We start from the raw sequence: 24,560 nt of genomic DNA, 5'->3' as shown, positions 1-24,560 counted from the left end.
CCTCCGTAATGCCTGATTAGAGTAGTCCCATGTCCGATCGTAGCACTCGCCTGCAAGCCCTCCAGCAAGCCCTCAAGGAACGCATCCTGATCCTCGATGGCGGCATGGGCACGATGATCCAGAGCTACAAGCTGGAGGAAGAGGACTACCGCGGCAAACGCTTTGCCGACTGGCCAAGTGACGTCAAGGGCAATAACGACCTGTTGATCCTGACCCGCCCGGACGTAATCGGCGGGATCGAGAAGGCGTACCTGGATGCCGGCGCCGATATCCTCGAAACCAACACCTTCAACGCCACCCAGGTGTCCCAGGCCGACTACGGCATGGAGGCGCTGGCCTATGAGCTGAACCTGGAAGGCGCGCGCCTGGCGCGTAAAGTCGCCGACGCCAAGACCCTCGAGACCCCGGACAAACCGCGCTTTGTCGCCGGCGTGCTCGGCCCGACCAGCCGTACCTGCTCGCTGTCGCCCGACGTGAACAACCCCGGCTACCGCAACGTCACCTTCGATGAACTGGTGGAGAACTACACCGAGGCCACCAAAGGCCTGATCGAAGGCGGTGCGGACATGATCCTCATCGAAACCATCTTCGACACCCTCAACGCCAAGGCTGCAATCTTCGCCGTACAAGGCGTATATGAAGAGCTTGGCGTCGAGCTGCCGATCATGATTTCCGGGACCATCACCGACGCCTCCGGGCGCACCCTGTCGGGCCAGACCACCGAGGCGTTCTGGAACTCCATCGCCCACGCCAAGCCGATTTCCGTGGGTTTGAACTGCGCCCTGGGCGCCAGTGAGTTGCGGCCGTACCTCGAAGAGCTGTCGAACAAGGCCGACACCTACGTGTCCGCCCACCCCAACGCCGGCCTGCCCAACGAATTCGGCGAGTACGACGAGTTGCCCTCGGAAACCGCCAAGGTCATTGAAGAGTTTGCCCAGAGTGGCTTCCTCAATATCGTCGGCGGCTGCTGCGGCACCACGCCGGGGCATATCGAAGCCATCGCCAAGGCCGTGGCCGGCTACGCGCCGCGCCCAATCCCGGACATCCCCAAGGCCTGCCGCCTGTCGGGCCTGGAGCCGTTTACCATCGATCGCCAGTCGTTGTTCGTCAACGTCGGCGAACGCACCAACATCACCGGCTCGGCCAAGTTCGCCCGGTTGATCCGCGAAGACAACTACACCGAAGCCCTGGAAGTTGCCCTGCAGCAGGTGGAAGCCGGCGCCCAGGTGATCGATATCAACATGGACGAGGGCATGCTCGATTCGAAGAAGGCCATGGTGACCTTCCTCAATCTGATTGCCGGCGAACCGGATATCTCGCGGGTACCGATCATGATCGACTCCTCCAAGTGGGAAGTGATCGAGGCCGGCCTCAAATGCATCCAGGGCAAGGGCATCGTCAACTCCATCAGCATGAAGGAAGGCGTCGAGCAGTTCATCCATCACGCCAAGCTGTGCAAGCGCTACGGCGCGGCGGTGGTGGTGATGGCGTTCGACGAAGCCGGCCAGGCCGACACCGAGGCGCGCAAGAAAGAAATCTGCAAGCGCTCCTACGACATCCTGGTCAATGAGGTGGGCTTCCCGCCGCAAGACATTATCTTCGACCCGAACATCTTCGCCGTGGCCACCGGTATCGAAGAGCACAACAACTACGCCGTGGACTTTATCAACGCCTGTGCCTATATCCGCGATGAGCTGCCCTACGCGCTGACCTCGGGCGGCGTGTCCAACGTGTCGTTCTCGTTCCGTGGCAACAACCCGGTGCGCGAGGCGATCCACTCGGTGTTCCTGCTGTATGCGATCCGCAACGGCTTGACCATGGGCATCGTCAACGCCGGCCAGTTGGAGATCTACGACCAGATCCCCGCCGAGTTGCGCGACGCTGTCGAAGACGTGGTACTCAACCGCACGCCGGAAGGCACCGATGCCCTCCTCGCTATCGCCGACAAGTACAAGGGGGATGGCAGCGTCAAGGAAGCCGAGACCGAGGAATGGCGTGGCTGGGACGTCAACAAGCGCCTGGAACACGCGCTGGTCAAGGGCATCACTACCCATATCGTCGAAGACACTGAAGAGTCGCGGCTGTCCTTCGCGCGCCCGATCGAGGTGATCGAGGGCCCGCTGATGTCCGGCATGAACATCGTCGGCGACCTGTTCGGCGCCGGCAAAATGTTCCTGCCCCAGGTGGTCAAGTCCGCCCGGGTGATGAAGCAGGCCGTGGCTCACCTGATCCCGTTCATTGAACTTGAAAAGGGCGAAGAGCCGGAAGCCAAGGGCAAGATCCTCATGGCCACGGTCAAGGGTGACGTGCACGATATCGGCAAGAACATTGTCGGTGTGGTACTCGGGTGCAACGGCTACGACATCGTCGACCTGGGCGTGATGGTACCGGCGGAAAAAATCCTGCAGGTGGCCAAGGAGCAGAAGTGCGACATCATCGGCCTGTCCGGGCTGATCACGCCGTCCCTGGATGAAATGGTGCACGTGGCCCGCGAAATGCAGCGCCAGGACTTCCACCTACCATTGATGATCGGCGGCGCCACCACCTCCAAGGCGCATACGGCGGTGAAGATCGAACCCAAGTACAGCAACGATGCGGTGATCTACGTGACCGACGCCTCGCGTGCGGTGGGCGTAGCCACACAGCTGCTGTCCAAGGAACTGAAGGCCGGCTTTGTCGAGAAGACCCGCCTGGAATACATCGACGTGCGTGAGCGCACTTCGAACCGCAGCGCCCGCACCGAGCGCCTGAGCTACGCGGCGGCCATCGCCAAGAAGCCCCAGTTCGACTGGGGCACCTACACCCCGGTCAAGCCGACGTTTACCGGGGCCAAGGTGCTGGACAATATCGACCTCAAGGTCCTGGCCGAATACATCGACTGGACGCCGTTCTTTATTTCCTGGGATCTGGCCGGCAAATTCCCGCGCATCCTCACCGATGAAGTCGTGGGTGAAGCCGCCACCGCGCTGTACGCCGACGCCCAGGAGATGCTCAAGAAGCTGATCGACGAAAAACTCATCAGCGCCCGCGCGGTGTTCGGCTTCTGGCCGACCAACCAGGTGCAGGACGATGACCTGGAAGTGTACGGCGACGATGGCCAGCCGATTGCCAAGTTGCACCACCTGCGCCAGCAGATCATCAAGACCGACGGCAAGCCGAACTTCTCCCTGGCCGACTTTGTGGCGCCCAAGGACAGCGGCGTGACCGACTACATCGGCGGGTTTATCACCACCGCTGGCATCGGCGCCGAAGAGGTGGCCAAGGCCTACCAGGATGCGGGCGACGACTACAACTCGATCATGGTCAAGGCCCTGGCCGACCGCCTGGCCGAGGCCTGCGCCGAGTGGCTGCACCAGCAGGTGCGTAAGGACTACTGGGGTTACGCCAAGGACGAAGCGCTGGATAACGAGGCTCTGATCAAAGAGCAGTACAGCGGCATCCGCCCTGCCCCAGGCTACCCGGCGTGCCCGGATCACACCGAGAAGGCCCAATTGTTCCAGTTGCTGGACCCTGAGGCCCGCGAAATGCACGCTGGGCGCAGCGGTGTGTTCCTCACCGAGCACTACGCGATGTTCCCGGCAGCGGCGGTCAGCGGCTGGTACTTCGCCCACCCGCAGGCGCAGTACTTCGCCGTGGGCAAGATCGACAAGGACCAGGTAACGAGCTACACCGCACGCAAAGCGCAAGACCTGAGCGTGACCGAACGCTGGCTGGCGCCAAACCTGGGATACGACAACTAAGGGCTGCATGGGTCCCTCTGGCTAGAGGGACAAGCCCCCTCGGTGTATCTGGCAGGACTTGGTGAGGCTATTGGGGCGGCTTTGCCGCCCAGCGCGGGGCAAGCCCGCTCGCCACAAGAAAAGCCAGTGGTGGGCAGCGACGCCCAGGGTGCTGCGTAGACCTCTGTGGCAAGGGGGCTTGTCCCCCGCTGGGCTGCGCAGCAGGCCCAAAACCATTCCCCTCGGTGTATCTGACAGAGCGTGGTGAGGCTGTTGGGGCGGCTTTGCCGCCCAGCGCGGGGCAAGCCCGCTCGCCACAAGAAAAGCCAGTGGTGGGCAGCGACGCCCAGGGTGCTGCGTAGACCTCTGTGGCAAGGGGGCTTGTCCCCCGCTGGGCTGCGCAGCAGACCCAAAACCATTCCCCTCGATGTATCTGGTAGAACTTGGTGAGGGTGTTGGGGCGGCTTTGCCGCCCAGCGCGGGGCAAGCCCGCTCGCCACAAAAAAAGCCAGTGTTGGCAGCGACGTCCAGGGTGCTGCGTAGACCTCTGTGGCAAGGGGGCTTGTCCCCCGTTGGGCTGCGCAGCAGACCCAAAACCATTCCCCTCGATGTATCTGGTAGAACTTGGTGAGGGTGTTGGGGCGGCTTTGCCGCCCAGCGCGGGGCAAGCCCGCTCGCCACAAGAAAAGCCAGTGGTGGGCAGCGACGCCCAGGGTGCTGCATAGACCTCTGTGGCAAGGGGGCTTGTCCCCCGCTGGGCTGCGCAGCAGACCCAAAACCATTCCCCTCGGTGTATCTGGTAGAACGTGGTGAGGGTGTTGGGGCGGCTTTGCCGCCCAGCGCGGGGCAAGCCCGCTCGCCACAAAAAAACCAGTGCCGGGTCACGGTTCTCCTTGGCCGCTTAGAGGTTCAGCGCCTGTCGCTCCTGCCGGGTCAGGCGGATCGCCAGGGCCGTGCGCTGCTCTTTGCTCCAGGCTCCCAACGCAGCATAGTCTTGCAAGTAGTCCGAACCATTGTCGGGATAGCGCTCTTCCAAGGCTTCGGCCTTTTGCTCCACCTCCTGGGCCAACGCCGAAAAATCAGCGGCGTACTTCTGCTTCAGGTAATTGAGCCAATACTCCAGCCCCACCAGCTTTTCCTCGAACGTCGAGGTGCGCTCACGTTCCAGCACCGTGGCAAAGGCGCTGTCCAGATCGGCCGGGGTCACTTCCGATAACTCGTTGTACAGCATGCTCAACGGTTGCCGCGGCAGTTCCAGACGCTGGGCAAGACCGATGCGCAAGGCCAGGCGAATCTCTGCTGGGTCAATGTCCTCGCGGCTTTCGATAGTGGCCTGGGCAATCTCTTCCACAGCCTCCAGGCGCAGCATGCTGCGGGCAAATTTCAACAGCGTGGCACCGTCCTGGCCCTTTTCGGCGAGGGCCAGCGCATCGAACTCGAAGGCTCGGGTCTCAAGCTCATTGAACATCAGGATGCGGCCATCCCCACAGGTCACTTCGGGCATCAGCGCCGTGGCCCGGGCAAACAGATCGCGGCGCAAGGACGGCTTTTTATCCATCGCCTCCAGCAGCGCCCACACCCGTTGCGTCAGGTCCGCTGGCGTCTCAAGAAAGTCCTCGGTATTGCGCAATTGCGAGAGCGTGAAGAAAAAGTCACCACTGCCTTCCTGGGCGAACAGTTGATGCCACAGCCGGTGCTTTGACGAATACGGCGCGACACCGCCAAACCAGCGGGCTTTCTGCTCCTGAGGTGTTTCGATGTCGGGATGATTGAGGGAGTAATCCGGGGAGTCGAAAGCGGCCAGTTCGTCGCGTTCCTGATAGCTGCGGATCATGGCGTCGAGTTGCTCGGTGGAAAAGCCCAGGCCGCTGCCCGTCTGGGCCAGATAGACCTGCAGGCGCTCACAGGCAGGTTGCTCAAGGCGGTTGCGCGCCAGATTGGTCCCCGCCAGCAGTTGCCGATGCTGGGGTTCGAGTGCCGCCTCCGACAGGGTCTCGATCCAGTTGTCTTGCAAGTCCAGGGTGCGTAGGCGTGGCAGTTCCAGGACCGCCATGGGCCAATCTTCTAGCAGGTTGTACTGCAGACACAGCGTTTCCAGCCGGGCCAGGCCGCCCAGCTCCACCTCGGTCAACAGGTTCTCGCTCAAGTCCAGCCATTCCAGTTCGCCCAGGGCCGACAGTGGTGCCGTGGCCTGCAGTTCATTGCTGGCCATATCCAGGTGTCGCAGCCCCCGAAACTCAGCGATGGCATCGGGTATGGCGCGCAAGCCGTTGTGGCTCAGGGTCAATTTACGCACATGGGTAAAGGCCCGCAGAAACCCATTGGAGCCCTGGGCGGTAAGCCGGATTCGGCTCAGGTTCAGTTCGCTGACATGCGCAAAATAGTCAGGCAACCTGGGCAGATCCCCCAACGAGAGCTGGGAAAAGTCCAGCAATTGCAAGCCGTCCAGCCCAGGTGCGGGCGGTGTGGCGCGCAGGGTGTGCCGCCAACTCTCCAACAGGCGATCCGCCGCCCGGCGGCGATCCAGGGCACTGACCCAACTGCCGTCCAAATAGCCGTGAACATCCATCCAGTCGTTGAGCAGCGACACCCAATGCGCGTATTGCGCTTCCCATTCATCCAGGCGGGCGTGGACCTGCTGCGCATCCAGGCCCTGGCTGTGCAGCTCGTCTATGCGAGCCGCCGCCTGCAGGTCGTCCAGGGCTGGGGCCAGCCGTTGCAAGCGGGCGCTTGGCGCTAACCGCACCGCGTCGGCAGCGGACGCCGTGGGCAGCGCCACCAGCAGCTCAGGACGGCGCAAGGCATCTTCGGGAAAATATTCGGGCTTGCCCCCCGTCAGCCCCTGGGCAAGAAGGTCGCGGGGGATACCCAGGGGGTTTTCCAGCCGGGTTGCTGGGTACCGGCGCGCAAAAAGCCGCGCCTCGGCGCGCGTCGCCATGTCGAGGCGGCAACCCCGCAGGTGGGTGTTGAGCAACAAGGGGTCATGCCCGCTCAAAGCCGCCTCGGGGATACCGGTCACGGCGCTGTAACTCAGATCCAGACGTTGTAACGACGGCAGTTCCAGCACCCCTTGCGGCCACTCGTCGAGCGCACTGTGGCTCAGGTCCAGAGTGTGCAGGTCATGCAGGGCACTGACATCCAGGCTGCGGATCGGGTTATACGATAGGCGCAGCGACACCAGCCCCGTCAGTTGGCTGACCTGCGCCTGTATCGTCGGGCTGACGACCAGCCAGTTATGGGAAAGGTCCAAATGGCGCAGGGATGGGCATTGCACGAGCACTGACGGCAGTTCGATCAGGTTGTTTCGGGCCAGGCTCAATGTCTCGAGCTGGGCGAATTGGCCGATCCAGCCATTGATGCCTTCCAATGAGACGCCTATATCACTCAGGTCCAGGCTGCGCACATGGCTGAACCCAGGGGCAGGCAACCGTGGCAAATCGACCAGTCTGGCGCCGGACAGATCCAGGTGCGCGCCCATGGCAGGCAACTCGCCGTCGGTCACCAAGCGCGGCTGCAGCCCGTGGCGCCAGCAATCGAGGATTTTTTCAGTCGCCACCTGACGCTCGACCTCCACTCTACCGACACTGGACTCGTGATCCGACCATTGCTCCAGCACCTCGAACAACTCGCGGTATTCCTTGCGCAAGGTATTGACCCGATCCAAGCGTTGACGCGCGCTCAGGCCCTGTGCCCTGAACCCGGCGAGGACTTTATCGGCAAAGCCCTGGTCGCCATCTTTCAAGCCGGACAAGGCCCCCTCGCAATAGGTTTGCACCAGGCGCTGTTCATCCACCAGGTGGGCCGGGTTGTCGTGCAGGTGCTCATACACCCTCATGAAATCCTGGGGTTGGTATTCCGACCAATTCATGTGCAAGCCCCGCCACAGGCGATGGTGCCCGGCAAACATTTCGGGCGGCACGTTACGCAGCGGCGTGCCTGTGAAATCCACAAACTCCAAGTGCTCAAGTGCCAATAGCCCTTGAGGCCAGGCAGACAGCGTGCCGGATACGCTCAAGCGGCGTAATGAGGTCAGGCCACTGAGGTCCAGGGCCGGCAAGCTACCGACCAGGGACAGTTGCTGGAGGCCGGTCATGCGCTCAAGGGGCTGTAGCGCTTGCGGGGTGTAGGTCAGTTCCGGGCCGGTGATCGACACGGCCGTGAGGCCTGAAACGTCCGCCAGTCGCTGGGTCGCGGCCTCGAGTTGCTCGGGGCTCACGTACAACTCCAATTGCTGCACACGGGGAAACGGTCGCAGTAGCTGTGTTGGCTCTTCGGCCAGCAAGCGCGCCCCCGACAGGTTCAGGGTCTGCACATGGGAAAAGTCCGCCTCCCACTCAGGCAGCACCTGATCCGCGCGCAGATTCAATGTGGCGTGGGGAGCGCGTTCCCGATCCAGGCCCTGGCGCCAACAGTCAATGACATCGTTCACGGCGGGCAGGCGCGCCGCATCATCCCCTGCCCATTGCTCCAGCGTCGCGCGCAAGGTCGTCAATTCGCGCTGTCGGTTGGCAAACAACAGGGCGATTTTCCGCTCGCTTTCGCCGTCGCGTCGGCGGGCCTCGATGAACCCCAGGACCTCATCGTCCGCCAAGTTCGGATAGACACCCCGAGCCAGGACAATCAAATACTCATCCATGCCCAGCAGCGGGCCGCGACCGGACAACGCATAGCCCAGGCGCCCGCGCTGCAGGCGTAGCGAAGGCCGGGACCTGGGGACGCGCAGCTTCAGAAGCTGCTCGGCGACGATCTGCCGATGCGCCCTGGCGTAAGTCGCCAACAGCGTCTGCAAGTCCGTGCCCTGCCCCGTCAGCGCCAACGCCTGGCGGGTGTCATCGGGCAGCGCAGCAAGGATCGACGGGAACAAGTTACGCCCTGGGGCATCGGCGCTATTGAGCGCGTTGCCTGCGGCATCAAAGGCCTGGAAGTGATCGCCGTGCTTGACCAGGTAGCGGCGCACGGCGGCGTCGGCATCCCCGATGCTGTCCACCAGGGGCCCGCGATGACTGTCCAGGCGCAGCTCAAGACGCAGGCCCTGGGGCCAACCCGGCAGGCGCTCCAGGCCATGCAAGGCCAAGCGGTCGCTGTCAGGGCTGGCAAGCCGTTCGCGATGCAGCCCACTGATCGCACGGCTCACCCGGCCTTGTTGCACCGCGGTACGGGCCAGGTGATCAAGACGGGCACTGACCCGGGCGTGGTGGTGCAGGTTGGTCAGTTCCTGCGGGCTGGCATGGTTCAGCACCTCACTGCGGGCGCGGTGGGACAGCGAGGGAAACCGGCGCGCCAGTAACCCTGTATCGGCGGGGGGCGGCCCCTTGGCGCGCAGCAGGGCGTCAAACAGCGCCTGTTGCCTGTGCAGGGCATGCTCGGCGAGGCGCTCATTGAAGCGCTGCGCCCTGGTCAGCTCGCCTGTATTTGACGCAGTGCCTAACAGAGCGGCCGTTTCCTGCTCGTCCAGGCCCGCCAGTACCGCTTGGGCGAGCCTGCCTTGCAGCAGGTCGGCACGGGTGATTTTCAGGGTGGGCCGAAGGTCGTCGGCCGACGCCGAACTGCCATAACGCACAGAGCGGCCAGCGGGCTGCGGTGCCGTGCCGGCGGGGCTGCCCCACTCATCACTCAGGGGCACGCCCTGTAGGCTTTGACGATCAGGCGTGCCGAGCAGATGACGCGCCTGTGCTTCCCCCAAGCCTGACAAAGCCTGCCGCTCTTCAACGCCGGGAAGATCTGTGGCGGTCTGTTCAAACACCTCCAGCACCCGCCCCCGTGGCCAGCCGCGCATTTCAAGCGCAAGGGGCACGGCGTAGGTATCGCGGCTATCCAACCCGTCGCCACGGCGCAGCCGGCCAATCAGCGCTTCGACCTCCTGATCGACCTGGAACTGCTCCAGGGTATCGGCCAGCGCCGCAGGTACTGGCAAACCATCCATGTGTACCTTGCGCAACACGTCGTCATCAACGCCGCTGACCTCGCCAATAACCCTCAAGGTCTCATCCGCGAAGCTATCAGTGATGTGCCCCAGGCGCCGCAGCAAGGTCAGGCGGTCCCACGCCAGGGGCGACTCATGACGATGGCGCCAGGCGCCCAGCCCGTTGTGTTCGAGGACCGGCTGATAGGCCATGGGGTCATGGGGATGTTGGATGCGCCATTTTTTCAGCTGCGGGTCAAAGGCCTTCTCGTAGACGCCGTTATCGATACGCACGTAATGCCGGTTGCCGACCGTGTATTGCCCCAAGGCATTGGGCGTGTTCCCGGCAACAACGCTGTCGGCCTGCTTGTAGGGGGCCAGGTCAGGTTTCCACAGGCGTACCTTGGCGTTGGGCAACTGCACCGGCACCAGGCCCTCGATTACCGGCTCGGGCTTGAGCCGACTCAAGGCGGCGCCACCCGCTGCCGTCAGCCCGATCAAAGCCAGGTTTTGCGCCAGATCGATGATATGCGCCTTGGCAGCCTTGCGATCGCCCTCACTCCATTCCTGCGCGGCCTCGATCACCTCGCTCAACAGTTGCTCGACCATCACCGCCATCATGATTTCCCCCAGCACCGGCACGAACCCCGCAACCGCGCTGAGCCCGAACAGCCCCACATTCAGCAGCATCGCCAGTTTACGTTTGCGCACTCTGGCATCGACATCGGCCGTGGGCACCGCACGACTGGCTGCATCAGCGATACATTTTTGCCGGTGCTGTTCATACAAGTAGTTCCACAGGTCGACCTTGTCGCTGCCGTACACCTGGCCTTTTAACGCCAGCGCTATAGGTGCCAGATGAGGCTGCGGGTTCGGGACCTGCGGCGCTACCGGCATGGCCGGCAGATTGTTCACGGTGAATCGCGTCAGTTTGCTGATCAGTTCGTATGTCTGCCCAAGGCCAGCAAAGTTAGAACCGATTTTTTCCAGCAAGGTGGCATCGGCAGCATCCTCGGTGAACTCGCTGAAATAGTGAGGGCGATCGGCGTCGTCAACGAACTGACTGAAGAACCGTTGGTAATCCGTCGGGCGGGTCACGCGGGTTGACGCCGAGCCCGGCGTGATCAGGCGCTGTGTGAGGGTTTCCAGCATCTGCGTGAGGGAGGCGTAGCGCTTTAGCGGGGTATAGGGGTCGTGGGGGATGTACAAGATAGGGAAATGGGCGCGGGCGTGATCGAAAGCCAGAAACAACACGCACCCAGTCATGCGCAGCTTCATCAGGCCCAGGTCGCAGATCCATACCGGTTGGCCGCCACTGCGCGGCGAACGCTCGCCATCGATCACCGACAGCAGCATGTTGTAGTCGTCCTGGGTTATGTCCTCGCCCACCAGGGCCAGTTCGGCGGCCGCCCTCATCGCCGTCTTTTGACTGGCAATGAACTGTTGGCGCAGGGTTGTCTCGACTGCGGCATCGCTGGGGTTGAAGAATTTACTGATGTAACTGCGGTACTTGCCACCGAGGTCCAGGGTCCGGCACATGGTCATGAACTGATGGACTTCAAGGCCTCGCATGCGCAACGGCAACAAGGAATGTTGGGGTGATACACCGCGCGTCGGTACTTGCCACTTGAAACCCGATGACGGGTGAAACGCGCCCTGCTCGCACTCGGCTTCCTCAAAGTTATGCAGCGCCGCTTGCAGCAGTTCCAGTTTCAGAAAGTCATAGGCCAGCGTGTCCACGTTGAAGTGAGTCACTTGCAGTGATTTGCGCAGGCTCAGCCAGGTTTCGATCCGCGGGGCCAGCGTCACGCCGAACTGGTCTTTGAGGGCGTTGACCAGCAGCGGCCGGGCAAAGGTCTCTATGTCCTGCAGGGCTGACATCGTCTTGTCCAGAGCATTCTGCGCGGTGAAACTGGCGACAATGCAGTCGCGCACTCGCTGGCGTTGCTCGGGGGGCGCGCGCCGGTAGGCGGGCGGCACAGGCGCATCGCTGCGCTTGAGTGCCTCGCGGCGTGGGGAGGTGGCGTCGATCAGCCATTGCGGCGTACGTGTCTTCAACAACCGCCCGTGGATGCTGGGGGTTGGGGGCAATACAGGAGAGTCGGTCATGGTGCGGCTCCAGGAAAAGCCACAGCACACCACGCTCACTGGAAAGCGCGGCGGTAACTACGTCTGCACATTCCCGGGGGGTTGGCTATTCTCTGTGGAGTCGCCCACGTACCCACCCCAGCAGGAGGACTTATGGATGCCCCCGACAACAAACCGCCGACCTTCTGGCAGATGCTGCATAGCGTGATGGCCGCCGCGTTCGGCGTACAGAGCGGGAAAAACCGCGCCCGGGACTTTACCCACGGCAAGCCCAGTCATTTTGTGGTGCTGGGGATTGTGTTTACCGTGCTGTTTGCCCTGACCCTGTTTGCCATCGTCAAGCTGGTGGTGCATCTGGCCGGGGTCTAGGGGTTCAGTGCAGCACGCTCTGCATGCTGAAGGGATACTGATAGGCCGCAGGCTTGCCCTGGGCCGACAGCGCGCGAAAGTCCACGCCCTCGCCCTCGCGGCCCGCCCTGTCGAGCAAGCGTTGGGCCTGTGGCTCGGCGATCACCTGAAACAGCTTCACCTGGCGCTCGCGCCCGCCATGGCGCTGGATATCCACGCCCCGTGCATCATCATGCAGCAGCACCATCGCCCAGCCACCGACCGTGAAATGCCCAGCGACCAGGGCGCTGAGCTGCCCGTCGAGACGCGCTCGCAGGACGTCGGGCGAGCTGTTGACCGCGCTGAACAATACGTCCTTGCCGGGCGTGCGCCCACTGGCCTTGAGCGCCTGCATTGCGCCCAGGGCCATTTCATCATTGGCCGACCAGACGAGCGCGGTGCGCGGGTAGCGCTTGAACATTTGGATGGCCTGTTCAAACGCGCGCTCCCGCTTCCACTCGCCGTAGACCAGTTGGCGCAGATGCACTTGGGGATGTTCGCGCAGGGCACGCTGCAGGCCCTGTTCACGCAGTTGCGCGGTGGGGGTGTTCTTGGCGCCGGAAAACGCCAGCACGTCGAGGGTCGTGCCCGCCGGGACCGGACCGTATTGGCGCAATAACTCCGTGAACATCAGGTAGCCGCCCTCCTCGTCATTGGCGACCATGCTGCCCAGCAGGTTGGGGTATTTGCCCGCGTCCAGCAATTGCGCCTGGTCCGGCGTCAGCGCGTTGTTGACGATCAATAACTTGACCGTGCTGCCCTGGGCCATGCGCAGGATCTGCGGGGCAATGTATTGCTCGTTGACCAGCACCAGGTAATCCGGGCGCTGCGGCCCCTGCAATGCTTCGCGGGCCTGCTGCAGGGTATTTTGCGGATCACGCTCCGAATAGCGCACACGCAAATCCAGGCCGAGGTCCTTGGCCGCAGCCTGCATGAATTGCGCGTAACTGACCCAGAAGGCTTCAGTGGACATTCCAGGGTTGAGAAACACCACTGACGTGGCATGGGCCATCGCCCCGAACGTCATTCCCACCCACCACACGCACCCGCAGAGAACCTTCAACATTACAGCCCGAACCCCGGAAATTGACCGATCATGATAATGGCAACGAGCCTTTTGATCTTGGCTATTTACCGGCAGATCGGACAGCTTCGCAGGGATCAGCGCCGGTTATTGATGGCTGACCCAGAACACGGCGGTTGAAACCACCAGGATAATCAGGAACAGAATCGCCCAGGCGTCCACGGTACTGTCGGTTTTACGGGCTTTGATTGGATTGCTCATCGCATCGCCTCTTGTCGGTTTTATAGGTGATTGCACTAAGACTCGACCACAGTAAAGTCGATGATTGCCCTTATGACAAATGGGGGTATCGCGATAAACGTTCTCATTAGTCGATTTGGTTCTTTGCATATACTAAAACATCACTTTTGCGCATAAACGCAAGCTGGTATCGTGCGCCGGCTCCGTTGGGAGTGCGCGGCCGTGCGCGCAGATTTGCCGAGAACAGGACCTATATGTACGTATACGACGAATACGATCAGCGCATCATCGAGGACCGCGTCAAGCAGTTCCGTGATCAGACCCGACGCTATCTGGCAGGTGAACTGAGCGAAGAAGAGTTCCGCCCTCTGCGCCTGCAAAATGGCCTTTATGTTCAGCGCTTTGCGCCGATGCTGCGGGTGGCCGTGCCTTACGGCCAGTTGACCTCGCGCCAGACGCGCATGATGGCCAAGATTGCCCGCGACTTCGACAAGGGCTACGCCCACATCAGTACCCGCCAGAACGTACAGTTCAACTGGCCGGCCCTGGAAGACGTGCCAGACATCCTGGCTGAATTGGCCACCGTGCAGATGCACGCCATTCAGACCAGCGGTAACTGCTTGCGCAACGTGACCACCGACCAGTTCGCCGGTGTTGCCGCCGACGAAGTGATCGACCCGCGTCCGTGGTGCGAGATTGTTCGTCAGTGGACTACGTTCCACCCAGAATTTGCCTATCTGCCGCGCAAGTTCAAGATCGCCATCAACGGCTCGACTTCCGACCGCGCCGCGATCGAAGTCCACGATATCGGCCTGGAGCCGGTGTACAACGCCGCCGGCGAACTGGGCTTCCGCGTCCTGGTGGGTGGCGGCCTCGGTCGGACCCCGGTAGTTGGCGCGTTCATCAATGAATTCCTGCCCTGGCAAGACCTGTTGAGCTACCTCGACGCCATCCTGCGTGTGTACAACCGCTATGGCCGTCGTGACAACAAGTACAAGGCGCGCATCAAGATCCTGGTCAAGGCCCTCACTCCAGAGGTATTTGCCCAGAAGGTCGACGCCGAGATGGAACACCTGCGCGGCGGCCAGACCACCCTGACCGAAGCCGAAGTGCATCGCGTGGCCAAGCACTTCGTCGACCCGGACTACAAGGCCCTGGGCAACCAGGACGCCGAGTTGACCGCACTCGACCAGCAGCACCCCGGCTTTGCCCGCTGGCGGACCCGCAACACCCTGGCGCACAAGCAGCCGGGCTATGTGGCGGTGACCTTGTCACTCAAGCCCACCGGCGTGGCGCCTGGCGATATCACCGACAAGCAACTGGACGCCGTCGCCGACCTGGCCGACCGCTACAGCTTTGGCCAACTGCGCACCTCCCACGAGCAGAACATCATCCTTGCGGACGTTGAGCAGAGCCAACTGTTCACCCTGTGGGGCGAACTGCGCGAAGGCGGTTTCGCTACGCCGAACATCGGCCTGTTGACCGATATCATCTGCTGCCCGGGCGGCGACTTCTGCTCCCTGGCCAACGCCAAGTCAATTCCCATTGCCGAGTCGATCCAGCGCCGTTTCGACGACCTGGACTACCTGTTCGACATCGGCGAGCTGGACTTGAACATCTCTGGCTGCATGAACGCCTGTGGTCACCACCACGTTGGCCATATCGGCATCCTGGGGGTGGACAAGAAAGGCGAAGAATTCTACCAAGTGTCCCTGGGTGGCAGCGCCAGCCGTGATGCGAGCCTGGGCAAGATCCTCGGCCCATCCTTCGCCCAGGAAGCCATGCCCGAGGTGATCGGCAAGCTGATCGACGTCTACGTCGAACAGCGCACCGAAGATGAGCGCTTCATCGACACCTACCAGCGCATCGGCATTGACCTGTTCAAGGAGCGCGTCTATGCAGCGAATCATTAAGAACAACGAAGTCGTCGACGAAACCTGGCACCTGCTGCCCAAGGACGCGACGTTCGATGGCATCTCCAACTGCGACGACCTGATCGTACCGTTGGCCCTGTGGCGTGAGCATGGCCACGCCCTCAAGGCCCGCGATGGCGGCCTGGGTGTGTGGCTGGACGCCGATGAAGAAGCCGAAGAAATCGGTGATGACGTGCAGCACTTCCAGGTCATCGCGCTGAACTTCCCGGCCTTCACCGACGGGCGTAACTACTCCAACGCGCGCCTGCTGCGTGACCGCTATGGTTATAAAGGCGAACTGCGGGCGATTGGCGATGTGCTGCGCGATCAGCTGTTCTACCTGCACCGCTGCGGTTTCGATGCCTACGCCTTGCGCGCCGACAAAGACCCGTACGAAGCGCTGGAAAGCCTCAAGGACTTCTCGGTGACGTACCAGGCCGCAACCGACGAACCGCTGCCGCTGTTCCGTCGTCGCTAAGCCCTGACGGGAAACAAAAAAACCGAAACCTGGCGTCGCAGGTTTCGGTTTTTTTATGGGCTCCGAGAGGCGCCGTTGTGTACGTCAGCCCTTGTGCTGTTCGACCCAACGGCCATAGGCATCGATAAACGCCTGCAGGAACGGCTTGGTTTTCTCCGACAGCGTGCCCGACTCATCGAACGCGCCGCCCGCGCCTCCGAGGTAGGCTTCTGGCTGCTGCATGCAAGGCACATTCAGAAACACCAGGGACTGGCGCAAATGATGATTGGCGCCAAAGCCACCAATGGCCCCCGGCGAAACACTGATGACCGCCCCTGGCTTGCCGCTCCAGGCGCTCTGGCCGTAGGGGCGTGAGCCGACATCAATGGCATTTTTCAGGGCTGCCGGCACCGAACGGTTGTATTCAGGGGTGACGAACAGCACTCCATCGGCCGCCGCCACCTGCTGGCGGAACGTGGTGTAGGCCGCTGGTGGCGTTGCACCATCAAGGTCTTCGTTATAGAGCGCCAATTCGCCGATTTCGACGATGTTGAGCTTGAGATTGGCCGGCGCCAACTGTGCCAATGCCAAGGCGACCTTGCGGTTGATCGACTCTTTTCTCAAGCTGCCGACCAGTACGGCAATCGTATAGACCTTGCTCATGGGGCTTTCCCGACATCTGACTAAAGGAACCTGTAGTTATAGAGCCTTCGCCGGCCTATCACCAGCAGGTTTTGCTCAATCGGCAGCGGTTTGGCCCCGTCGCCGGCTCGTAGGAAAAATAAGCGGAACATCAACGAATAGTATTTTTTTGATGTAGGTAAACTACCCGCCTTAATGACGGTCTACAGAACCGCAAATCGGTGTTTTTCTCCAGAGGTTCTAAGCAGATGGCAGCAGTACTTGTCGGACAATTCCATGCTCGTGACGCGGAAGGTCGCGTTTATTCCGTGCATGAATTCCAGGAGTCCACCTCGTCAGGCGACGGTTCAGAACCGGTAATTTCCTACAAGCTGGCGATTGGCGACCGGGTCAACAAGGTCGATGAGAACACCTTCGTTTTGGTTCAGTCGCAGGTATCCCTGACCCGCGAGCCTGAAAACATGCCTGTTTGACAAGGCTGTGCCTCCAGGCAGAAGTCATATGAGCGGACTTGGGTTAGGATTCACCCGGTGAATCCCTTACCTGCTGAACATGGACTTCATGCATGCGTTTACGTCATATCGAAGTGATTCAAGCCATTTTGCAGACCGGACACCTCGGCACGGCCGCCGAATGGTTGCAACTGGCTGTGTCCGATGTGGACGCTACCCTAAGAGACGCTGAACAACAGTTGGGCTTCATGCTGTTTGCCAGCGTCCGCGGGCGATTGCAGGCCACCCGTGAAACCCTGGCCATGCAGGCGCAGATCGCCCACCTCTACGAAGCACTGGAACCCATACAGCGCCTGGCCAGCAGCCTCAAGCACCATCATGCCCCGCCGCTGCGCACGCTCTGTACCCCGCCTTTGGCCAACCAGCTATTGCCGCAAAGCATCGCGCTGTTGCGCCGCCGTTTCCAGGATACGCCCTGCAACCTGTCCAGCCAACCGACACGCGACATCGTCAGGAGCCTGCTGCTGCACGAGGCGGACCTGGGGATAAGCCTGCATGACCCCGAACACCCGCAAATCACCAGTACCCTGTTGGGCCAGGGCAAGCTGCAGTTGCTGGCGCCCCATGGCTGGCTCAAGCCACGGCAAAAATACATCGCCCTGCAAGAACTGGCCGGCCAGGCAATGATCGGCCTGGAGGGGCAAGACCCGTTGAGCCAGTTGCTGGACAGCAAGCTACAAGCGCTGCGGCCGTTGCCGGTGATCCAGACACGGGTGCAGACCTACCAGATGATGCGCAGCATGGTCGAAGCTGGCGAAGGGTTGGCAGTGGTCGACCCCTTCACCGCCAGTGGCGCACGAGAAGCCGGGCTGGATACTTGCCCATTGTCACCACCGATCCTGGTGAGTTTGTACGGGTTGACGGTCAAGGACAGCAACCCGAGCCCTGCGCTGAATGCGTTGCTGGAAATTGTCACGCAAAAGGCACAAGCCCTGCTGTCCCCGATCAACTAGCTGAGAGGGCCTATTGTGGAGTTGTGGGGGCCAGTTGTGGCGAGGGGGCTTGTCCCGCTGGGCTGCGCAGCAGCCCCAAATTCTGGCTATGCGGCCTGCCTGATAAACCGCGGCGGTCTTATTGGGGCTGCTGCGCAGCCCAGCGGGGGACAAGCCCCCTCGCCACAAAAAGCGCCATAAAAGACCCATAGCCACCACCTGTCTCTGGTCAGTGGAACAGCCGATACCAGAAAATCGCCACTTCACGCGTCTGCGGATCAATCCCGCGATAACGCAGGTGGTCGATGCCACCCATCACATAGCCGCTGCGTTCATACAGCCGGCACGCCCCCAGATTATTGTTCTGCGTCTCCAGCATCATCCCCGGCAGGTTTTTCTTGCGGCTCCAGAATTGCGCAACATCAAGCAAAGCCTTGGCCACGCCATGCCGACGGGCCGGGAGCACCACCGCCAGTTCATCGACATGGGCAAAGCCGTTCCAATTGGTACTGACAACAATATGCCCAACCGGCCGATCATCCAGGTACGCCATGAATACCGCACTGTCGGTGGCATTGCGGTAACTGGCGAACTCCTCGGGATCGATGCCGTAGCATTTGCGGTACGGCAATATCTGCTCCACCGCCCACTGGTCAACAGGCTTGCCCAGCTCCGGCGTGCCATATGTGCACACCTCGAAGCTGAAATCATTGCCCCACACGTAGGCGTCAAATCCCTCGTCGGCGACTCGCACACTGAGCCCCGGGTACTTCGGATTCATTACAGCTTGCATAACCATCCTTAACACTTGATGCAATCGACGGTGTAACAACGACCGTTGCCGTCGTCTTCGTGTTGTAAGCCATGCACATCGGCGACAAACCCAGGGAAACTGCTATCAAACTCCCGGGCGAAGGCCAGGTAGTCGATGATCGAGCGCGTCGATTCGGTAAAGCGCTCCCCCGGCATGATCAGCGGAATGCCGGGCGGATAAGGTACCAGCATTACGGCAGCGATACGCCCTGGCAAGGCGTCGATGGACACCGCCTCGACTTCGCCGCGCACCAACTGGTCATAGGCATCGGCCGGTTTCATGGCAATCTCCGGCAGCACCGTGTACATGCGTTTGAGGTGTTTGGCCGTGGCGTTGCTGCGATAGCAGCCGTGCAACTGGTCGCACAAGTCCTGCAAACCCATGCCCTGGTAGCGCGCCGGGCCTTGCTGGAACACCGACGGCAGGCAACTGGCCAGGCTGGTATTGGCGTCGTAACTGCGCTTGAACTCCAACAATTCGGTGAGCAGGGTACTCCACTTGCCTTTGGTAATGCCCATGGAGAACAGCACCAGGAACGAATACAGCCCGGTTTTTTCCACCACCAGGCCACGTTCCCAGAGGAATTTGCTGACCACCGCCGCCGGAATTCCGCAATCGCTCAAGGCGCCACCCGCGGTCAGGCCGGGCATGACCAGCGTGACCTTGATCGGGTCGAGCAATACATAGTCCTCGGCAATATCGCCAAAACCATGCCAGTCGGCCTCGGGCTGCAGCAACCAGTCAGCTGTCGCCACCCGGTCGATACCCGCCACCGAAGGCGGTTGCCAGATGGAAAACCACCAATCATCGGCGGCGATATGCTGGCGCAGATTGGCCAGAGCGCGGCGAAAGCTCAAGGCCTCATCGAACATTTCCTGAAGCAGCGAACGCCCAGCGGGCCCTTCCATCATGGCCGACGCCACGTCCAGCGAGGCGATGATGCTGTACTGCGGCGAGGTGGAGATGTGCATCATGAACGCCTCATTGAAGCGATCACGATCCAGCTGCCGAGCCCCACCGTCCTGGACATGGATCATCGAGGCCTGGCTGAACGCGGCCAGCAGCTTGTGGGTCGAGTGCGTGGTGAAGACCAGCGGGCTGTCGGGCGTACGCGAGGTCCCCATGCCATAGCGCCCGGCGAAAAACTCATGGAAGGCCGCGTAGGCGTACCAGGCTTCGTCAAAGTGCAGCACTTCGACACTGTTGCCCAATTGCTGCTTGATCAGCTCGGCGTTGTAACACAGGCCGTCATAGGTCGAGTTGGTCACCACCGCCAGCTTGACCTTGGGTTCGCGACCACGGGTCAACGGGCTGGCCTCGATCTTCGCGCGAATCGATTCGCGGCTGAACTCAGTCAGTGGGATGGGGCCGATGATTCCCAGTTCATTGCGCTCCGGGCACAAGTACAGTGGGATCGCCCCAGTCATGATGATCGAGTGCAATACCGATTTGTGGCAGTTGCGGTCCACCAGCACTAGGTCGTCACGCCCGACCATAGAGTGCCAGACGATCTTGTTAGCCGTGGAGGTGCCGTTGATCACAAAAAAGGTATGGTCGGCGCCAAAGTTACGCGCCGCGCGGGCTTCGGCTTCAGCCAAGGGGCCGGTGTGATCCAGCAGCGAACCCAGCTCCGGCACTGACACCGACAAGTCCGAGCGCAGGGTGTTTTCCCCGAAAAACTGATGAAACGCCTGCCCCACCGGGCTTTTACGATAGGCAACGCCGCCGCCGTGACCGGGGGTATGCCAGGAATAATTGGAGTCGGCGGTGTGTTGTACCAGGGCCTTGAAGAAGGGCGGCAACAGGCCATCGAGATAAGTACGCGCCGCGCGGGCCACCTGCCGGGCCAGGAACGGCACCGTGTCTTCGAACAGATAGAGAATGCCGCGCAGTTGGTTGAGCTCGCTCATGGCATCGGCCGGGGCGTTTTCCAGGGTGACTTGCTCGCCCAGGGCAAATATCGGCAGGTTGGGTGCACGCAGGCGCGCCAGGCGGATCAGTTCCACCATGTTCTGCAACAAATGGGTATTTTCCCCGGCACCTTCGGCGGCGATCAGCATGCACGCCAGACCATGGTGGGTCGAGGCCACCAAACGGCCCTCGGCGTAATCCATGGCGGAAAAGATGCTGAAACCCTCTTGCTCCAACTCCCGGGCGATCCCCCGGACCCGATCACCGGCGACGGTGTCGGCCTTGATGTCGCGATGCACGATCAGGATGGGAAACTTCAAGTCTTTGTACATGAGGGCTTGGCGTCCTGAGGGCGATGTACTCAGGGTAGAAGCTGGGAGCGAATGTGGCGAATGAAGATAATAACTAATGTAGGAATGGGCGTGTGTGGGCTTGCCCGCGATGGCGGTGGGTCAGTAACGAATGCGCTGACTGTCACACCGCAATCGCGGGCAAGCCCGCTCCCACATTTTTGACCGCGATTATTGCTGGGTCAGTTGGGTCCACAACGCCGGCGCACCTGCCGATTTGGCGATCGCCTCCAGGCGTGCCGCGTGCTCGGCCATGTCCTGCTCGCTGGCGCGGATGATGGCGGTGGGCTTACGGTCAGCCGGCAGGCGGCGGATTTCCGAAGGCCGGTTGCCCGAGCCTTCTGCCGAGCCGTTGCCATCGGAGGCGTTGCCGGCCAGGGACAGGCTGGTCTGCCCACCGGTCATGGTCAGGTAGACGTCCGCCAGAATCTCGGAGTCGAGCAAGGCGCCGTGCAGTTCACGGCCTGAGTTGTCGACGCCATAGCGCTTGCACAAGGCGTCGAGGCTGTTGCGCTGGCCCGGATGGCGCTCGCGGGCCATCATCAGGGTATCGAGGATCGAGCAGTGACGGGTGATGTCCGCGCGATCCGTCTGGCCCATCAGGGCGAATTCGTTGTTGATGAAGCCAACGTCGAACGCCGCGTTGTGGATGATCAACTGCGCGCCGTTGATGAACTCGAAAAACTCATCGGCAACTTCCGCAAAGCGCGGCTTGCCGACCAGGAATTCGTTGGTGATGCCGTGGACGCCAATGGCGCCTTCGTCACTTTCCCGGTCCGGTTGCAGGTACACGTGGAAATGGCGACCCGTGAGGCGACGGCCCATCAATTCGACACAGCCGATTTCAATGATCCGGTGGCCATCGGTCACCGGCATGCCGGTGGTTTCGGTATCGAGTACAACAGATCGGATGGCCATCAGGGTTCAGCTCTCAACGGTGTGTGTATTTCAAGGGGCGGGATATTAACACGCTCTATACCCGACGCGCCCCATGGCGGAGCGCCATGCCCCCTCGCCCAACAGTTTTTAACAAGGTTTAGCAAAGCTTGCGCAGTTTGCCATCACGCCCTTTGGTAGCCTGCGCCGCTCTTTACTATGCGTAAAAACTACCCATGTCCACACCAAACTACCTGCTCGCCCTGTGCCTGATCAGTGCCGCCAATGCCCAGGCCACCAGCTTTGTGATGACCACGGATGCCCTGGTCAGCCTGTCGATGAGTGCCACCAAGGGCACCAGCAGCAGTTTCAAGGATGACAAAATCGTATTGGCGGCAAAGGACGATGCGGCGGCTTACGTCGCAAGCGGGGGTGAAATACGCGGTGCGCGGCTGGAGTCTGCATTGCTGCATATCCGCCGCACTTTGCCGGCGTTGCGCGAGACAGACGAGCAACTCGCCTGCGCAATGCTGGCGCTGTAACTTCCAGCCCCGGCGAGGCGATGGGAGCTTCAGCTCTGTTTGTACCCGCGAACTTCATCCACGCCACGATTGGCCAACTGGTCTGCGCGCTCGTTGCCGGGGTGGCCGATGTGCCCGCGCACCCATTTCCAGGTGATGTTGTGGCGGTTGCACTGCTCGTCCAGCAACTGCCACAGGTCAGCGTTCTTCACCGGCTCCTTGGCGGCGGTTTTCCAGCCGCGCTTTTTCCAGTTGACCATCCACTCGTTGATGCCCTTCATGACGTATTGCGAGTCCGTCACCAGTAATACATCGCAACGGCGCTTGAGCTCTTCGAGGCCGCGAATCGCGCCCATCAGTTCCATGCGGTTATTGGTGGTGTTGGCTTCGCCGCCCCACAACTCCTTCTCCACCCCCTTGCACACCAGCAAGGCGCCCCAGCCCCCGGGACCAGGGTTGCCCTTGCAGGCGCCGTCGGTAAAGAGTTCTACGCTATCGGTCATTACGCTATCCATCAAAGCGGGTTACCGGCAATCGACCGGCAGTTCCCGAGGTCGAACATGGCGACCTGAATTCCAAAAAATGATTTATGGCTCGCTGGAGCGACGGTTGACCTTGGCCAGGGGCATCGGCACCAGTTTACCCATGGGCTCGCGCCTCACCTGGCTCACCGGCCGCAGCCCGACCACGATCTTGCGGGCTACCAACAGGTAGAAACCGCCACCGGACAACTGCCATGCGCCGGCCCGGCGCTCCCAGCCAGCCAGGCGGCCCTGCCACTTGGGCGAGGCAAGCGGCGGACGATAGCACCCGAAGCGGCGTTTCTCCAGCGCGAAGCCCAGCAGGTTCAACCAGTCGCTGACCCGCGAGGGCGAGATGCAGCGGGCCTGACGCAGCGCATCATGGGCAAAGACGTGCCGCAGGCCCCACGAACTCCAGGGGTTGATGCCAACGATCAATAAATGCCCGCCTGGGCGCACGGCGCTGGCCGCTTCACGCAACAAACCATGGGGCGACAGGCAGAAATCCAGGCCATGCTGCATCACCACCACATCGGCGGCATGCTCGCTCAAAGGCCAGGCCTGCTCTTCACAGACAATCTCGACCCCCGGCAACGGCGCACCCAGGCGCACATTGCGCTGCACCTGGGGTGCGGGCGGTGGGGTCTGGGCCGAAGGGCCGTAGTGCACCAAGTAACCGCCAAAGAAGCGTTCCAGCTCTTCTTCGAGCATAAGCCGCTCTTGTTCCAGCAGAAATTGCCCGATCGGCCCGGACAGCCACTCACGGGCTGCGCTGATCAAGGCCAGCCACTCAGGATCGGCCTGGGCGAACGCTTTATCAGTCATTGCATTCTCCAACTCGCCAAGACGTTCTAAGATGCACCAATGTGTTCAGCTTGGCGAATAGAAGAATGATACAGATCAGTGCCCTGCCCGCCTTCACCGATAACTACATCTGGTTGTTACAAGATCATCGCAGCCATCGCTGCGCGGTGGTTGACCCCGGTGATGCCGCGCCCGTACTGGCGTGGCTTGCGCAGCACCCCGGCTGGACCCTCAGCGACATCTTGGTGACCCATCATCACCCAGACCACGTCGGCGGTGTGGAGCAGCTCAAGCAGGCCTCGGGCGCCACGGTCTATGGCCCGGCCAACGAAAAGATCCCGGCCCGTGACGTCGCGCTCCACGATAACGACCGTATCGAGGTACTGGGCTGGAACCTCCAGGTGTTGGCGGTGCCCGGACATACCCTGGGACATATAGCTTTTTATCATCATGGCTTGCTGTTCTGCGGCGACACCCTGTTCGCCGCCGGTTGCGGGCGTTTGTTCGAGGGCACGCCAGAGCAGATGTACCACTCCCTGGAACGCCTGGCCGCCCTGCCCGCCGACACGCTGGTCTACTGCCCCCACGAATACACACAAAGCAACCTGCGCTTTGCCCAGGCAGTGGAACCGGATAACGCCGATATAGCCGAACGAGTGGCAAAGGTCAGCGAGCTGCGGGCAGGCGGCAAGATGACATTACCTTCGACCTTGGCCCTGGAAAAGTTGACTAACCCTTTTCTGCGCACCGCTGAAACATCCGTTAAACAAAAAGCGGACGAGCGGAATGGCCGCGATAACCGCTCTGGGAGCGAGGTGTTTGCTAGCTTGCGCGCTTGGAAAGATACGTTCTAAGCAGAGAGGTTCTGGTACGAAATTTCTGAATGGTTGACCGGAACCAAAGCGCTTTCTAGAATCGCCCGACATTTTTGCCCGGAACTAACTTCC

Annotated in this window: 16 protein-coding genes; 8 read left to right on the top strand and 8 right to left on the bottom strand. The window is 61.4% G+C overall.

What is annotated here, in order from left to right; translation table 11 throughout:
- The first annotated feature begins 29 nt into the window (after positions 1–29).
- Complete coding sequence (metH, locus tag HKK57_RS22565; protein ID WP_169390802.1) at positions 30–3,740, top strand: methionine synthase; 3,711 nt, start codon at positions 30–32, stop codon at positions 3,738–3,740.
- Between the two features lie 880 nt (positions 3,741–4,620).
- On the opposite strand, the gene HKK57_RS22560 is transcribed toward metH, so the two are convergent.
- Positions 4,621–11,730 carry an NEL-type E3 ubiquitin ligase domain-containing protein gene (locus tag HKK57_RS22560; RefSeq protein WP_169390801.1) on the bottom strand — a complete coding sequence of 2,370 codons (7,110 nt, stop codon included), beginning with the start codon at positions 11,728–11,730 and terminating at the stop codon, positions 4,621–4,623.
- Positions 11,731–11,862: 132 nt separating this feature from the next.
- Between HKK57_RS22560 and HKK57_RS22555 the strand changes: the two genes are divergently transcribed.
- On the top strand, positions 11,863–12,078 hold the full coding sequence (locus HKK57_RS22555; RefSeq protein WP_029291403.1) for a DUF2970 domain-containing protein: 216 nt from the start codon (positions 11,863–11,865) through the stop codon (positions 12,076–12,078).
- A gap of 4 nt (positions 12,079–12,082) precedes the next feature.
- Here HKK57_RS22555 and HKK57_RS22550 read toward each other — a convergent pair whose 3' ends face one another.
- A complete protein-coding gene (locus HKK57_RS22550; protein WP_092236967.1) occupies positions 12,083–13,162 on the bottom strand; it encodes an ABC transporter substrate-binding protein in 1,080 nt (359 codons plus the stop codon).
- Positions 13,163–13,614: 452 nt separating this feature from the next.
- Here HKK57_RS22550 and HKK57_RS22545 point away from each other — a divergent pair, with 452 nt between their 5' ends.
- Complete coding sequence (locus tag HKK57_RS22545; RefSeq protein WP_029291399.1) at positions 13,615–15,273, top strand: nitrite/sulfite reductase; 1,659 nt, start codon at positions 13,615–13,617, stop codon at positions 15,271–15,273.
- Entirely contained in the window at positions 15,257–15,751 is a 495-nt protein-coding gene (locus tag HKK57_RS22540) for a DUF934 domain-containing protein (RefSeq protein ID WP_029291397.1), read from the top strand. The genes HKK57_RS22545 and HKK57_RS22540 overlap by 17 nt, the downstream gene beginning before the upstream one ends.
- A gap of 84 nt (positions 15,752–15,835) precedes the next feature.
- Here HKK57_RS22540 and HKK57_RS22535 read toward each other — a convergent pair whose 3' ends face one another.
- Positions 15,836–16,393, bottom strand: a complete 558-nt coding sequence (locus HKK57_RS22535; protein ID WP_169390800.1) for an NADPH-dependent FMN reductase — start codon at positions 16,391–16,393, stop codon at positions 15,836–15,838.
- 227 nt (positions 16,394–16,620) lie between these two features.
- Here HKK57_RS22535 and HKK57_RS22530 point away from each other — a divergent pair, with 227 nt between their 5' ends.
- Together HKK57_RS22530 and HKK57_RS22525 are read left to right on the top strand one after the other, a co-directional pair.
- Positions 16,621–16,845: a hypothetical protein gene (locus tag HKK57_RS22530; protein WP_029291392.1), complete on the top strand. Its 225-nt coding sequence runs from the start codon at positions 16,621–16,623 to the stop codon at positions 16,843–16,845.
- Between the two features lie 92 nt (positions 16,846–16,937).
- Positions 16,938–17,837, top strand: a complete 900-nt coding sequence (locus HKK57_RS22525; protein WP_169390799.1) for a LysR substrate-binding domain-containing protein — start codon at positions 16,938–16,940, stop codon at positions 17,835–17,837.
- 208 nt (positions 17,838–18,045) lie between these two features.
- Here the strand turns inward: HKK57_RS22525 and HKK57_RS22520 are convergent, their stop codons facing one another.
- The 3 genes from HKK57_RS22520 to dnaQ form a co-directional block, all read right to left on the bottom strand.
- Complete coding sequence (locus tag HKK57_RS22520) at positions 18,046–18,609, bottom strand: GNAT family N-acetyltransferase (protein ID WP_071609994.1); 564 nt, start codon at positions 18,607–18,609, stop codon at positions 18,046–18,048.
- A gap of 8 nt (positions 18,610–18,617) precedes the next feature.
- A complete protein-coding gene (locus HKK57_RS22515; protein ID WP_159907789.1) occupies positions 18,618–20,873 on the bottom strand; it encodes an Orn/Lys/Arg decarboxylase N-terminal domain-containing protein in 2,256 nt (751 codons plus the stop codon).
- A gap of 189 nt (positions 20,874–21,062) precedes the next feature.
- Complete coding sequence (gene dnaQ / locus HKK57_RS22510) at positions 21,063–21,803, bottom strand: DNA polymerase III subunit epsilon (RefSeq protein WP_166647897.1); 741 nt, start codon at positions 21,801–21,803, stop codon at positions 21,063–21,065.
- A gap of 200 nt (positions 21,804–22,003) precedes the next feature.
- Between dnaQ and HKK57_RS22505 the strand changes: the two genes are divergently transcribed.
- The gene (locus HKK57_RS22505) at positions 22,004–22,309 is read left to right on the top strand and encodes a DUF2388 domain-containing protein (protein WP_070994263.1); all 306 of its coding nucleotides are present in this window, start codon (positions 22,004–22,006) and stop codon (positions 22,307–22,309) included.
- Between the two features lie 29 nt (positions 22,310–22,338).
- Here the strand turns inward: HKK57_RS22505 and rnhA are convergent, their stop codons facing one another.
- Positions 22,339–22,791: a ribonuclease HI gene (gene rnhA / locus HKK57_RS22500; protein ID WP_029291380.1), complete on the bottom strand. Its 453-nt coding sequence runs from the start codon at positions 22,789–22,791 to the stop codon at positions 22,339–22,341.
- An 84-nt stretch (positions 22,792–22,875) separates the two neighbouring features.
- Positions 22,876–23,634 carry a class I SAM-dependent methyltransferase gene (locus HKK57_RS22495; RefSeq protein ID WP_029291378.1) on the bottom strand — a complete coding sequence of 253 codons (759 nt, stop codon included), beginning with the start codon at positions 23,632–23,634 and terminating at the stop codon, positions 22,876–22,878.
- Positions 23,635–23,699: 65 nt separating this feature from the next.
- Here HKK57_RS22495 and gloB point away from each other — a divergent pair, with 65 nt between their 5' ends.
- Positions 23,700–24,467 carry a hydroxyacylglutathione hydrolase gene (gene gloB / locus HKK57_RS22490; protein WP_169390798.1) on the top strand — a complete coding sequence of 256 codons (768 nt, stop codon included), beginning with the start codon at positions 23,700–23,702 and terminating at the stop codon, positions 24,465–24,467.
- Positions 24,468–24,560 lie beyond the last annotated feature (93 nt).

This window comes from Pseudomonas sp. ADAK21, assembly GCF_012935735.1.
Classification (GTDB): Bacteria; Pseudomonadota; Gammaproteobacteria; order Pseudomonadales; family Pseudomonadaceae; genus Aquipseudomonas; species Aquipseudomonas proteolytica.
Note: the sequence above shows the minus strand (reverse complement) of the source record. Positions and strands in the feature narration are given on the sequence as shown.

Coding starts and splice junctions, on each gene's coding strand:
- HKK57_RS22525 (WP_169390799.1), top strand. CDS start 16,938: ATGCGTTTACGTCATATCGAAGTGATTCAAGCCATTTTGCAGACCGGA.
- HKK57_RS22555 (WP_029291403.1), top strand. CDS start 11,863: ATGGATGCCCCCGACAACAAACCGCCGACCTTCTGGCAGATGCTGCAT.
- HKK57_RS22505 (WP_070994263.1), top strand. CDS start 22,004: ATGTCCACACCAAACTACCTGCTCGCCCTGTGCCTGATCAGTGCCGCC.
- HKK57_RS22515 (WP_159907789.1), bottom strand. CDS start 20,873: ATGTACAAAGACTTGAAGTTTCCCATCCTGATCGTGCATCGCGACATC.
- HKK57_RS22520 (WP_071609994.1), bottom strand. CDS start 18,609: ATGCAAGCTGTAATGAATCCGAAGTACCCGGGGCTCAGTGTGCGAGTC.
- HKK57_RS22560 (WP_169390801.1), bottom strand. CDS start 11,730: ATGACCGACTCTCCTGTATTGCCCCCAACCCCCAGCATCCACGGGCGG.
- HKK57_RS22495 (WP_029291378.1), bottom strand. CDS start 23,634: ATGACTGATAAAGCGTTCGCCCAGGCCGATCCTGAGTGGCTGGCCTTG.
- rnhA (WP_029291380.1), bottom strand. CDS start 22,791: ATGACCGATAGCGTAGAACTCTTTACCGACGGCGCCTGCAAGGGCAAC.
- HKK57_RS22545 (WP_029291399.1), top strand. CDS start 13,615: ATGTACGTATACGACGAATACGATCAGCGCATCATCGAGGACCGCGTC.
- gloB (WP_169390798.1), top strand. CDS start 23,700: ATGATACAGATCAGTGCCCTGCCCGCCTTCACCGATAACTACATCTGG.
- HKK57_RS22540 (WP_029291397.1), top strand. CDS start 15,257: ATGCAGCGAATCATTAAGAACAACGAAGTCGTCGACGAAACCTGGCAC.
- HKK57_RS22550 (WP_092236967.1), bottom strand. CDS start 13,162: ATGTTGAAGGTTCTCTGCGGGTGCGTGTGGTGGGTGGGAATGACGTTC.
- HKK57_RS22535 (WP_169390800.1), bottom strand. CDS start 16,393: ATGAGCAAGGTCTATACGATTGCCGTACTGGTCGGCAGCTTGAGAAAA.
- metH (WP_169390802.1), top strand. CDS start 30: ATGTCCGATCGTAGCACTCGCCTGCAAGCCCTCCAGCAAGCCCTCAAG.
- HKK57_RS22530 (WP_029291392.1), top strand. CDS start 16,621: ATGGCAGCAGTACTTGTCGGACAATTCCATGCTCGTGACGCGGAAGGT.